Origin of the sequence: Marivita sp. (genome assembly GCF_051859345.1) — a bacterium.
Taxonomy (GTDB): domain Bacteria; phylum Pseudomonadota; class Alphaproteobacteria; order Rhodobacterales; family Rhodobacteraceae; genus Marivita.
Window position 1 is genome coordinate 90,390 of the sequence record NZ_JBHYFV010000004.1, and the last position, 11,890, is coordinate 102,279.

The 11,890-nt window shown below is 62.4% G+C and carries 12 protein-coding genes; 6 read left to right on the plus strand and 6 right to left on the minus strand.

Features of this window, described 5'->3' with window-relative positions; all coding sequences use genetic code 11:
- Positions 1-104: 104 nt before the first annotated feature.
- On the plus strand, positions 105-1,613 hold the full coding sequence (locus tag ACTIEN_RS04460; RefSeq protein WP_439521906.1) for a LysM peptidoglycan-binding domain-containing protein: 1,509 nt from the start codon (positions 105-107) through the stop codon (positions 1,611-1,613).
- Between the two features lie 168 nt (positions 1,614-1,781).
- Positions 1,782-2,366 (plus strand): HNH endonuclease, encoded by a 585-nt coding sequence (locus ACTIEN_RS04465; RefSeq protein WP_085632239.1) that lies wholly within the window; start codon positions 1,782-1,784, stop codon positions 2,364-2,366.
- A gap of 147 nt (positions 2,367-2,513) precedes the next feature.
- Here ACTIEN_RS04465 and eda read toward each other — a convergent pair whose 3' ends face one another.
- Positions 2,514-3,158 carry a bifunctional 4-hydroxy-2-oxoglutarate aldolase/2-dehydro-3-deoxy-phosphogluconate aldolase gene (eda, locus tag ACTIEN_RS04470; protein WP_439521907.1) on the minus strand — a complete coding sequence of 215 codons (645 nt, stop codon included), beginning with the start codon at positions 3,156-3,158 and terminating at the stop codon, positions 2,514-2,516.
- Positions 3,159-3,200: 42 nt separating this feature from the next.
- Positions 3,201-5,012: a phosphogluconate dehydratase gene (gene edd, locus ACTIEN_RS04475; RefSeq protein WP_439521908.1), complete on the minus strand. Its 1,812-nt coding sequence runs from the start codon at positions 5,010-5,012 to the stop codon at positions 3,201-3,203.
- A gap of 209 nt (positions 5,013-5,221) precedes the next feature.
- Here edd and ACTIEN_RS04480 point away from each other — a divergent pair, with 209 nt between their 5' ends.
- Genes ACTIEN_RS04480 through ACTIEN_RS04490 form a run of 3 tightly spaced genes read left to right on the plus strand, consistent with a single transcriptional unit; the run spans position 5,222 to position 7,647 of the window.
- On the plus strand, positions 5,222-5,857 hold the full coding sequence (locus tag ACTIEN_RS04480; RefSeq protein ID WP_439521909.1) for a DUF6778 family protein: 636 nt from the start codon (positions 5,222-5,224) through the stop codon (positions 5,855-5,857).
- Positions 5,858-5,908: 51 nt separating this feature from the next.
- Positions 5,909-7,105, plus strand: coding sequence for an RSP_2647 family RNA methyltransferase (locus ACTIEN_RS04485; RefSeq protein ID WP_439521910.1), 1,197 nt, complete (start codon positions 5,909-5,911; stop codon positions 7,103-7,105).
- Entirely contained in the window at positions 7,102-7,647 is a 546-nt protein-coding gene (locus ACTIEN_RS04490) for an RSP_2648 family PIN domain-containing protein (RefSeq protein ID WP_439521911.1), read from the plus strand. Before ACTIEN_RS04485 ends, ACTIEN_RS04490 begins: the two co-directional genes overlap by 4 nt.
- Before the next feature lie 46 nt (positions 7,648-7,693).
- On the opposite strand, the gene ACTIEN_RS04495 is transcribed toward ACTIEN_RS04490, so the two are convergent.
- The 4 genes from ACTIEN_RS04495 to ACTIEN_RS04510 form a co-directional block, all read right to left on the minus strand.
- The gene (locus tag ACTIEN_RS04495) at positions 7,694-8,878 is read right to left on the minus strand and encodes a peptidoglycan DD-metalloendopeptidase family protein (protein ID WP_439521912.1); all 1,185 of its coding nucleotides are present in this window, start codon (positions 8,876-8,878) and stop codon (positions 7,694-7,696) included.
- A gap of 61 nt (positions 8,879-8,939) precedes the next feature.
- Positions 8,940-9,581 (minus strand): protein-L-isoaspartate(D-aspartate) O-methyltransferase, encoded by a 642-nt coding sequence (locus tag ACTIEN_RS04500; protein WP_439521913.1) that lies wholly within the window; start codon positions 9,579-9,581, stop codon positions 8,940-8,942.
- A complete protein-coding gene (gene surE, locus ACTIEN_RS04505) occupies positions 9,581-10,366 on the minus strand; it encodes a 5'/3'-nucleotidase SurE (RefSeq protein ID WP_439521914.1) in 786 nt (261 codons plus the stop codon). The genes ACTIEN_RS04500 and surE overlap by 1 nt, the downstream gene beginning before the upstream one ends.
- 129 nt (positions 10,367-10,495) lie before the next feature.
- Positions 10,496-11,152 carry an SDR family NAD(P)-dependent oxidoreductase gene (locus ACTIEN_RS04510; protein ID WP_439521915.1) on the minus strand — a complete coding sequence of 219 codons (657 nt, stop codon included), beginning with the start codon at positions 11,150-11,152 and terminating at the stop codon, positions 10,496-10,498.
- Positions 11,153-11,264: 112 nt separating this feature from the next.
- On the opposite strand from ACTIEN_RS04510, the gene ACTIEN_RS04515 reads away from it, so the two are divergent.
- A complete protein-coding gene (locus ACTIEN_RS04515) occupies positions 11,265-11,855 on the plus strand; it encodes a biotin transporter BioY (protein WP_439521916.1) in 591 nt (196 codons plus the stop codon).
- Positions 11,856-11,890: the final 35 nt, after the last annotated feature.

Consider the following 11,890-nt stretch of genomic DNA (forward strand, 5'->3'; position numbering starts at 1 on the left):
TCCTTGACAAGGGCTGGGAAGTTGCCTCGTGATACCTGCGTTGATAGACACGCTCAACTGCAGGAATGGCAAAACGCCGGTCTCTTGCAAACACTTGGGGTAAGATGCGCAAACTGGCTAAGGGAAACGGCCCCTCCGGGATCATTCTGGGGGGTGTGGCAGCGGCAGGGGCTGTGCTTCTGGCGATGTTCACCAGCGGGTTGGTGTTCCCGACATCACAGCCGGACACGCCGGCAGAGCAGGGTGCGGTGAACCCCGACACCGCTCAGCCCGCCGCACCACCGGACCCCGTAGAGGCGAGCCCGCAACCGGTTGTTGTGGACCCTGCGCCGGTTCAGGAGGACAGCGCCGCCGACGAAGTGGATCCTGTGCAAGAGCCCGCCGAAGGTGTGACCGAGACACCCGCTGAAGAACCTGACGTTCCTGTCATGGAGCCCGATGCCCCGACGACGCCCGCGCCGGCTTTTGATATCGTGCGCGTGGCCCCGGATGGCCAGACACTGGTCGCAGGTCGCGCGCCGGGTGCGCGCGAAGTGGTCATCCTGATTGACGGTGCCGAAAGCGGCCGTGCCGAGGTCGATGGGTCTGGCAAGTTTGTAGCCTTCCTTGACGTGCCTCCAAGCGATGCCCCGCGCGTTGTCAGCCTTGTGTCGGACGGGGAGGCCGGTCAGATCGAAAGTGCGGATCAGGTCATCCTTGCGCCGGTCATGCGTGTGGCAGAAGCTCAGAATCCGGCACCGTTACCGCAGGACGATGCATCCGTTGAAAGTGCACCCTTGCCCGAGGATGACGAAGAGACAGAGACTGCTTCAGTCGCATCCGTGCCATCAGAAAGTGACACCACAGCAGCCCAAGAACCGTCCGTGGAGGTGAACGCGGCGACCGAGCGCGATGCGCCGGTTGCGCAGCCGACCACGGCAACACGAGATGATCCCGCCGCTGCGCCCTCTATCGCAACAGCGGCCCCGCGCCTTGTGGGGACGGCCCAGCCTGACGTCGACACACAGCAGACCACCCAGGTTCCAAGTCCGATGTCCGAGGTGAGCGAACCGGCCCTTGCCCAGGCGCCTGCTGCTCCCGCAGTGATCCTCTCTACAGAGTCCGGTGTGAATGTGTTGCAATCGGGTGGCGCATCCCCCGAGATCCTGGACCAGATCGCGCTGGATGCGATCACCTACGAAGATGCCGGTGCGGTCGCGCTGTCCGGTCGGGGCACGGCGAATGAATTTGTCCGTGTCTACCTCGACAACCAGCCGGTTCTGACCGCCGAGATCGGTGCGGACGGGCAGTGGCGCGCGAAATTGCCGGATGTGGACAGCGGGACCTATACCTTGCGAGTCGATGCGGTGGGCCCGTCCGGTGACGTGACCTCTCGTATCGAAAGCCCGTTCCGTCGCGAAGACCCGGCTGTCCTGGCGGCCGCCGCGGCGCGTGCAGAGGGCGCATCCGTCATACGGGTGGTCACGGTCCAGCCCGGCAACACGCTCTGGGCGATTGCGCGCGACAGATACGGCGAAGGCCTGGCCTATGTGAAGGTGTTCGAAGCCAACAGGGATCGCATTCGCGACCCTGATCTGATCTATCCCGGGCAGGTGTTTTCCATTCCGGATTGACGGACCTGTCATGGAACCGTCATTTCCATCCGGTACGGCTTTGACACATACTGCATATTGCGGGGGTTGTCCGTTTGCTTCCGCGATATATAGTGTTGTTAAGAGATTGGGGCGGGGCTCCCGTCCTGGCGCTGAAACAGGCAGACAGGGCAGGAGACGAGTCCCCCGATGGATGGTAATTTCAGAACAGCTTTTGTGCGTGAACCGGGGGCGTTGCGACACCACCCGGCGCTTGTGCTGAACGCGGATTACAGGCCCTTGTCCTATTATCCGCTGTCGCTCTGGCCGTGGCAGGACGCCGTCAAGGCGGCGTTTCTCGACAGAGTCGACATCGTCGCCGAGTATGACGAGGTGGTCCGCAGCCCGTCGATGACGCTTCGAATACCAAGCGTCGTGGTGCTCAAGGATTATGTCAAACCGCAAAAGCGCGTGGCCTTCACGCGCTTTAATCTTTTTTTGAGGGATGAATTCCGCTGCCAGTATTGCGGGGCGAAGGGCGAATTGACCTTTGATCACGTTGTACCGCGCGCGTCAGGCGGAATCACGTCTTGGGAGAACGTTGTGGCAGCCTGCGCGCCGTGCAATCTGCGCAAAGGGTCAAAAAGCCTGCGCCAGGCCGGACTTGCACTGCGCAAACCACCGCGCCAGCCGGGGGCGCAGGAATTGTTGAACATGGGACGCAAGTTTCCGCCCAACCATCTGCACGACAGCTGGATGGATTTTCTGTATTGGGATGCCGAATTGCAGGCCTGATTCCGGTCTGACAGTGGCAAGTTGTCGAGACTTTTAGAAACGTCTCGGGAAAGCCTTTGAAGGCGTTCCGTGCCCATGTCGCAGGGTGGGGGTTGAAAGGCGTTTCAAACGCCTTGATCAAGCGCCTTCAAAGGTGCTTTCCCGCTCTTACCGCGCGAGTTGAGACGCTTCGCGGGCCAGTTCCTCGATCGCTTTCCAGTCCCCCTTTGTCACAAGGTCTTTCGGCGCGACCCAGCTTCCCCCGGCGCAGAGCGTGTTGGCAAGGCCCAGATAGTCGGGCGCATTTTTGAGAGACACGCCCCCCGTCGGGCAGAACCGCACCTGCGGGATCGGCGCTCCGATCGCCTTTAGGGCGGGGACGCCGCCACTGGCCTCGGCGGGAAAGAATTTCTGGACGGTGTAACCGCGTTCCAGCAGGGCCATCGCTTCGGAGGCGGTCGCCGCGCCCGGAAGCAGCGGCAGATCAGCCGCTTCACAGGCGTCCAGCAGACGGTCGGTTGCCCCCGGAGACACACCGAACCGCGCCCCGGCCGCCACGGCGGCCTGCACATCCGACGGCGTCAGCAAGGTGCCCGCGCCAACCACACCGCCCTCGACCTTGGCCATTTCGCGGATCGCGTCCAGCGCGGCGTCCGTCCGCAACGTCACCTCAAGCACAGGCAGTCCACCTGCAACCAAGGCCTCTGCCAAGGGGCGCGCGACGCGGGCGTCGTCAACCACCAGCACCGGGATGATCGGCGCAAGACGGCATAGTTTTTCGCTTTCGACGCTGGCTTCCAAAGGCGTAATCATATTGCTTCTCTGTTGTTTAAGGGCTGTTCTTGACGCGATACTTTAAACGACGACACCGGCCCCGTATTCGGCAAGACCAACATTCGCCCGGAAGGTTTCAAACAACTCGCGCCCGACTCCGTGACCGTTGCCGCTCAGATTCGCTGTGGCGGGTTCGCGTGTGTCAAAGTCTTCGGCAAGGCAGTCGATCCGCCCGCTGACCGCGTCAACACGCACCATATCCCCGTCACGCACGCGCGCCAAGGGGCCGCCTTTTGCGGCTTCGGGCGAAACGTGGATGGCGGATGGCACCTTGCCGGAGGCGCCCGACATGCGCCCGTCCGTGACCAGCGCCACCTTGAGGCCGCGATCCTGCAGCACCGCAAGCGTGGGTGTCAGGCTGTGGAGTTCCGGCATCCCGTTCGAACTTGGCCCCTGGAAACGGACGACCACCACCGTGTCTTCGGTGAATTCGCCGTTCTTGAACGCAACTTTCACATCGCCCTGATCGTGAAAGACGCGGGCCTTGGCCTCGATGATGTGGCGCTCTGCTGCAACGGCAGAGGTCTTCATCATGCCTTTGCCAAGATTCCCCTCGAGCTGTTTCAGACCCCCAGTGGCCTGAAACGGATCACTGGCGGGGCGCAGGATCTTGTCGTTCTGCGTTTCGCCTGCGCCGGGGCCGTAGACCACGCGGCCATCGGCGATCTTGGGTTCCTGACTGTAAAGGCCGAGACCATCGCCAGCAACGGTCTTGACGTCCTCGTGCAGCAGGCCGTGGCCCAACAGTTCGCCGATCATGTAACCCAGACCACCGGCGGCGTGGAAATGGTTCACATCCGCCAGACCGTTGGGATAGACCTTGGCCATCAGTGGCGTGACCGAGGAAACCTCTTCGAAGTCTTCGAGCCGCAGTTCGACCCCGGCTGCACGCGCCATCGCGGGCAGGTGCAGCACAAGGTTGGTTGATCCACCTGTCGCCATCAGCCCGACGATCCCGTTTACAAACGCCTTTTCGTCCAGCACGTCGCAGACCGGGCGGTAATCATTGCCCAGTTGGGTGATTTCAAGCGCCCGTTCAGTGCCCGCCACTGTCAGGGCTTCGCGCAGATCTGTGCCGGGATTGACGAAAGACGCGCCGGGAAGGTGCAGGCCCATGAATTCCATCAGCATCTGGTTGCTGTTCGCCGTGCCATAAAAAGTGCAGGTGCCGGGGCTGTGATAAGATGCCATCTCGGCCTTCATCAATTCATCACGACCAACTTCGCCCGTGGCGAATTTCTGCCGCACCTTGGCCTTTTCGTCATTCGGCAGACCCGACGGCATCGGTCCCGCAGGAAGGAAAATGCCCGGAAGATAGCCAAAGGTTCCGGCAGCGATCACGAGGCCCGGCACGATCTTGTCGCAAACGCCAAGATAAAGCGCTGAGTCGAAGGTGTTGTGGCTCAGCGCGACACCGGCAGCCAAGGCGATCACATCGCGCGAAAACAGCGACAGCTCCATTCCGACCTGGCCTTGGGTCACGCCATCGCACATGGCAGGCACGCCACCGGCCACCTGTGCGGTGCCTCCTGCGGCGCGGGCCGCCTTGCGGATGATATCGGGATAGGTTTCAAAAGGTTGGTGCGCCGACAGCATATCGTTATAAGCCGTGACGATGCCGATATTGGGCGCCCGTTCGGTGGCCAGCTTGTCCTGATCCGGGCCCATCGCGGCATAGGCGTGGGCCTGGTTGCCACAGCTCAGATGTGCGCGGCGTGGCCCTTCGGCAGCGGCCTGCCGCATCCGCTCCATATAGCGGCCGCGGGACGGTCCCGAGCGCTCCTGAACACGTTCTGTGACCCGTTTGATCGTGTCATTCAGCGATTGTGCCATGATGCCTCCGCGCAAGATCAGTGGAATGTTTATGGATGATGTAGTGAGGTTAGCGCTAACAGTAAAGGCCTATCTCCCTCCACTGCGCGGCTTTGGCCAAAGGGGGATTTACCGCAAATTGTACGGTTTCTGCCCAGATCAGGTCCATTTGTGCGCGCATCTTACCCCCCGAGGAACAAGAGCAATCGCCCCGCAAAGGAGGCATCTACATGACGTCATTATTCAAAATGCTGGCAGGCCTGATCTTGGCTGTCACGCTCACCGCGTGCGGTGCCACGCCGTCGGCCACGCGGTCTGCGATGCCGGATGATACCCTTCCGGGGTTTGTTTTGCCCGATGTCCGGGTCGCGAGCTATAGCGTGACGGTGCCGGAGTCGCTCAAGGTGAGTGAGCGCAATCTGTATTATCCGCATGGGGATATCGTCTGGCGCGGCGACCCGCGTGGTGATCGGCATCAGCAGGTCAAGGCGATCTTCGAGGCGGGTTTGCGCAACGCGGCCCCGATTGTTGATGGCGCACGGGCGGTTCGTCTGGACGTGCAGGTTGTGCGATTCCATGCCTTGTCTGAAAAGGCGCGCTATTCTGTTGGTGGTGTGCATGACATCGACTTCAAATACCGACTGATGGATGTGCAGACCGGAATGCAGATCGGGCAGACCAAAGATGTCAGCGCCGATCTTGAAGCGTTGGCCGGGCAGACCGCGATGGCCGCGGATGCGCGCGGCGAGACCCAGAAAGCGCGCATCATCGCCCATCTGACACGGGTGTTTGTCGAGGAACTGACAGTGCCCGGCGGACATGTGAATGCGAATTTGGGTCTTCTGCAGCAGATCAACGATCTTTGAACCTGCAAGACGGGCTTTCCCCTTGGATGCGAGGGGCGTAAAGGGGGCGGTATGACACTGTCCCCTTTGCCCGTTATCCGGCTTCTGCCCAAAACCAAACCGCAAGCCATTCGGCGCGGCTATCCTTGGGTGTATTTCAACGAAGTGGTCACCGACCGCCGCACCAGATCGCTTGCTCCCGGCACGATTGCGGTGCTGGAAGACGCCGAGCGCAGCCCGCTGGCGCTTGTCGCGGTGAACCCGAATTCAAAGATCATCGGCCGCGTGCTGGATGGCCCGGATGCGGCCCATCCGGATCAGGACTGGTTTGCGACCCGTCTGCGCAAAGCGCAGTCCCTGCGCGATCGGGTGTTTCCGACGCCCTTCTATCGTTTGGTGCATGCCGAAGCGGATGGATTGCCCGGTGTGATCATCGACCGTTTCGGCGATACAGCCGTGATTCAGCCGAACGCCGCCTGGGCAGACGTTCTGTTGGAGGATCTCGCGGCGGCGCTCGCCGACGTGACCGGCGTGACAACCATCCTCAAGAACGCTGGTGGGAGGGGTCGGTCTCTGGAAGGGCTGGATGATGTGGATGCGGTACTGCTTGGGGACGCGCCCGATGCGGCGCTCCCGGTCGAGATGAACGGAGCCACCTACATGGCCGACCTGCTGGGCGGGCAGAAGACCGGCCTGTTCTTTGACCAACGCCCAAACCACGCCTTTGCGGCGCAACTGGCAAGGGACGCACGGGTGCTGGATGTCTTTTCCCATGTTGGGGGCTTTGGCCTTGCCGCATTGGCCGGAGGCGCGATGCAGACGCATTGCGTGGACGGTTCGGAAGCGGCGCTTGCGCTGGCGACCGAAGGCGCGCGCAAGATGGGGGCCGAGGACAAGCTGACCACCACCAAAGGCGATGCCTTTGACGTGCTGACGGCGCTTGGCGATGAAAACACACACTTTGAACTGGTGGTCTGTGATCCGCCTTCCTTTGCGCCTTCGCACAAGGCGCGCGAGGCCGGTCTGCGCGCCTATGAGCGGATCGCCCGTTTGTCGGCCCCGCTGGTGGCCGAAGACGGCTTTCTTGTGCTGTGCTCCTGTTCACACGCGGTGGACCTCACGGCCTTTACGGGGGCCTGCCTGCGGGGCATCGGACGCGCCGGGCGCAGGGCGCAACTGATCCATACCGGGCAGGCGGGACCAGATCATCCGTTGCTGCCGCAACTGGCGGAATCGGGTTACCTCAAAGCGTTGTTCTTCCGGCTGTGAAGGTTCTTCTCGACACATGTGTGCTTTACCCGACGGTGATGCGCGAAGTGGTGTTGGGAGTGGCGGCGCAGGGCCTGTTCGAACCGCTTTGGTCGGAACGTATTCTGGGCGAATGGTCCCGCGCGGCAGCCAAGCTGGGTCCGCAGGGGCAGGTTCAGGCAGATGCCGAGATCGCGATGGTGTCCGCCCATTGGCCCAAAGCCAAGGTGACCCCGACGCCTTCCTTGATGGGTCGACTGTGGCTGCCGGATGCCAATGACATCCATGTTCTGGCGGCTGCGATTGCCGGGCATGCAGATGTGATCCTGACGGTCAACGCCAAGGATTTTCCACGCAACATTCTTGCTGAAGAAGGGGTGTCGCGATCCGATCCGGACGCGTTTCTGCTTGGGCTTCATGCCAGTGCGCCAGAGGCCGTGTCCGATGCGGTGAGCAAAGTACATACCGAGGCGAACCGATTGTCGGATCGACCCTGGGAGCTGCGCAAGCTGCTGAAAAAGGCACGTTTGCCCCGTTTGGGCAAAGCCCTGGAAATGGGCTGAGGCGGGTTCCTCAGAACGGTCCCTGAGCCCGCGATACGCTTCGACGTCAGCGAAGGTAACCCATAGGATCCACGCTGTCGAAGCCCTTGCGCACCTCGAAATGCACCCGCGCCGGTTCAAAATCGGCCACTTTTGCAATTGACTGTCCCCGGCTGACGGCATCGCCCTTGGCAACCGAGATATTGTCGACATGGGTGTAGACGGTCAGCAGGTTGTCGGGATGGCGGATCACGAGAATATTGATTCCGTCCGTGTTGCGGGTGATCGCGGCGACCTGACCGCTGGCTGCGGCCGTGACAGTTGTGCCCACCGAAGCGCCGATGTCGATGCCATCATTGCGGCCTTTGGCGTATTCGCGGATGATGCTGCCCTGCACCGGATAGCTCATCGCGGCGTTTGACGCGCTGGCGGCAGTCTGGGTGCCGACATTGGCAACCGGCTTGGCTGTGGCGGCTGGTGTGGCGGCCGCCGGGGCTGGCGTTTCTTCGGGCAGGGGCTGCGACGCGGACGGGGGTTCCGGTGTCGGCGACCCACTTCCCGGAGCAATCGGAGCGTCTTCGCGGGGCGCTGCGGCCTGGGTGACGACGGGGATCAGCAGGTACTGCCCTTCGCGCAGCGTGAAATTGCTGTCCAGACTGTTCCACTCTGCAAGCGAACGCACGGACACGTTGTAAAGCCGCGAGATGGTAAAGGCGGTTTCGCCGCGTTTGACCTGGTGGCGGATCGGCTCGTTTCCATCCTGGGGCGTGGCCCGTTGCGTCGGGGTGGGAGTCGAGCGTTCGATGGCATCACTTGCCAGGGTTGTGATGTCGATGTCCGAGGGTGCGCCGATCGGACCGGTTGTCGCCGCTCCTGTGGCTGGGGACGGTTCCGCGACCCGGCGGGGCAGGGCGATGATTTCGCCGGCACGCAGCGGATCGCCGGTCTGCACGCCATTGTAGCGGGCAAGCTCTGATGCGGGCAGGCCGACGCGCGATGCAAGCGTCGCAAGCGTATCGCCGCGCTGTGCCACGGCCACCTGGTAGGTCGGATACGAGATCACGCCGCGGTTGTCCGGGTCGGGCCGGGGCGCGGTTGCGGCGCGGGCGGCGTCTGCCGTGTTGAAGCCGCCGTTCAGGACGCCGCGCATATCAAGATCAAGAGGTTCGGAACAGGCCGCAAGCAGCGCCAGCAGCGACAGACTGGTGCCAACCTGAAGGCCGGAACGAAAGGAACGTGAAAGATGTGCCATGTCGATTTCCTCAAATGCGCCGGTTGTCCCCCAAGCGTCATGCCTCCATAGTATGCCCGCTTTATCCGTCGCGGGCCACCCCTTCGACCAGTGGAACAAAACGCACTGGCCTCAATTCATCGTAATCCAGCCCGTCAGGCGTGCGCCGCACCCGGATCAGGTGCTGAACGGCGTCCGATTGGCCCACCGGCAGCACCATGATTCCCCCCACCTTGAGCTGCGCCAGCAACGGTCCGGGTGGGTCTTCTGCAGCTGCGGTGACAAGGATGCGGTCGAAGGGCGCCTGATCGGGCAAGCCGAAACTGCCATCGGCGGTGAAGGCGGTCACATTGGTCAGGCCCAATTGGTCGAACACCTCGCGTGCCTCGCGCACCAGGCGCTGATGGCGATCCACCGTGTAGACCCTGCGGGCCAGCTGGCTCAGGATCGCGGCCTGATACCCCGACCCGGTGCCCACCTCGAGAACGGTGTCGCGGGCGGTGACTTCCAGTGCCTGTGTCATCAGACCAACCACCGAGGGCTGGCTGATCGTTTGACCGCAGGCAATGGGAAGCGGCATGTCCTCATAGGCGCGTTCGGCGAAATAACCCCGGATAAACGGCGCGCGGTCGACCTGCTCCATCGCGGTGAGCACGGCGGCATTGGTCACGCCGCGCGACCGGAGCGCATAGAGGAACTGCATCTTGAGTTCCGCGTTTTCCATCAGCGAAAGGCGTCCCGCATCGCGTCAAGTTGTTCATGGGCGGTCAGATCGGCGCGCATCGGTGTGACGCTGATATATCCGGCCAGGTTTTCCGACGCGTCGCTGCCCGGTGCTGTCGGCGCGCGCTGATCGCCGCCCTTGATCCACAGGAAGCGCCGACCAGAGGGCGAATTGTGCGGCTCCACGGAAAAGCGCGTGCCGTTGCGGATGCCCTGCGGTGTGATCCTTGTTCCATTGACGGCAGCGGCAGGCACCGGTGGGAAGTTCACGTTGTAGAACAATCGGTAGCCATCCTGTCCTTGCGGATCATGGGCAAGAATCCGCCGGATCACGTCGGTGCCATGAAGGCGGGCCGCTTCGAACGGGTCGTCGGCCTGCGCGTTGTCGGGGCCGTAATATTGCGACAGGGCAATTGCGGGGATGCCTTGCAAAGCGGCTTCCATCGCGCCGCCCAGTGTGCCGGAGTATAGCGCGTTCTCGGCCGAATTGTTGCCCCTGTTGACGCCCGACAGCACAAGGTCCGGGGGGACGTCGAACATGACATCGTGCAATCCGGCCAGAACGCAATCCGCCGGGCTGCCTTCGGCGGCAAAGCGGCGTTCGCCCATTTCGCTGACCATCATCGGGTGGGTGTAACTGATGCAGTGGCCAACGCCGGATTGTTCGAACGCGGGGGCGACCGTCCAGACCTCGCCATCGGTCCCGGCCAGATCATGGGCGATCTCCGTGAGCACCTTCAGCCCCGGCGCGTTGATCCCGTCATCGTTGGTAATGAGTATGCGCATCTGCTCTGCCTTGCTTTGTCCCTGCATAGGCCAACCCCTGCCTTGCGGCAAGCATCCGCCTGTTGGCGTCGGGCGGCGATTTTCCGTTGACGGAAAATCTCGGATGCGTCGACGCATCCGGCACCTGGATCAATCCGCGAGGATCTCGGGCAACAACCGTGCGGCTTCATCTGCCGGGTTGGCCAGCACGCTGCGGTCTTCGCCGGGGTGGAATCGCGCGCGCAGATGCGTGCCCATGGGCCTTGGCGAGAGAAGCCGAACCTTTGGACCAATCGACACGGTTTCGGCCTGCCAACTGCGGACCAGACTGATCTGCGCCGATTTGGTGGTCCCGTAATGACCAAAGAACTTTTCACCAGCGTGATTGTCCTCGAAGAACACCGCGCTGCCGTCCTTTTTCAGGAGCGCCGAAACATAGGGCACCAGGTGCGCCATCGCGTCGAGGTTGATCGACAGGGATTTCTGCCAATCCTTGGCATCCATGTGATCCACCGGCGTCAACGGTGCGGCGTGGATCGCCGTGTGAACCCAAAGCGCGATCTGACCCCAGCGGTCATGCACCGAGCGGCACAGCTGCGCCATTGCGTCCGCCTTGGTGATATCCATCGGGGCCAACGTGGCGCTGCCGCCCTTTTGCTGGATGCGGTCGTCAAGCTCTTCCAGCCCACCCACAGTGCGCGCCACGGCAATGACATGATGCGTGTCGGCCAATGCCTCTGCCAGCGCAAAGCCAAGACCGCGAGAGGCGCCGGTGACCAGCGCGAGGGGGCGAGATGTATCCGTCATGCGCAGTCACATGCCTTTTTGGCGACCCGCCCGCAAGAGGGCAGTGCTTGACTTGATGCTGCAATTGCAGAATTAACGGGGGCAAATGACACTCATACGAGGGATATTGGCCATGACACTTACACAAGCCGCCTTTGGCAAGACAACTCTGCTCCGTCAGGCGCTGCTCGCGCTGGGTGGGGCGGCCTTCATCGCCGCAGCGACACAGATCTCGGTGCCGTTCTTTCCGGTTCCGATGACGCTTCAGACATTGGCGATCCTGATCGTCGGCCTGAGCTTTGGCGCGCGTCTTGGGACGGCGACTTTGATCACCTACCTTGGCTACGGCGCGATGGGTCTGCCGGTGTTCGCCAATGGCATGAACGGTCTGGCCTTTGCCGGCCCGACTGCAGGTTTCCTTCTGGGTTTTGTCCTGATGGCGGGTCTGGCCGGTCTGGCGACGGATCGCGGGATTGCCAAGGGCTTCGTGTCCACCACTCTGGTGACACTGGGGCTGGCGGCGCTGCTCTACATCCCCGGCATCGCGTGGCCTCTGGCGGTTGCGTCGGCAACGGGTGTCGAGGCAGGTTGGGTCGGCCAGGAGATCGGCTACTACTGGACCTACTTCATCGCGCCCTTCCTGATCGGCGATGTCGTCAAGGCGGTGATTGCGGCGCTGGTCGTGACTGGTGCGTGGAAAGTACTGGCGGGTCGGAAAGCCTGAGATTTTACCAAACGGAAAAAAAATAGAAACCCCCG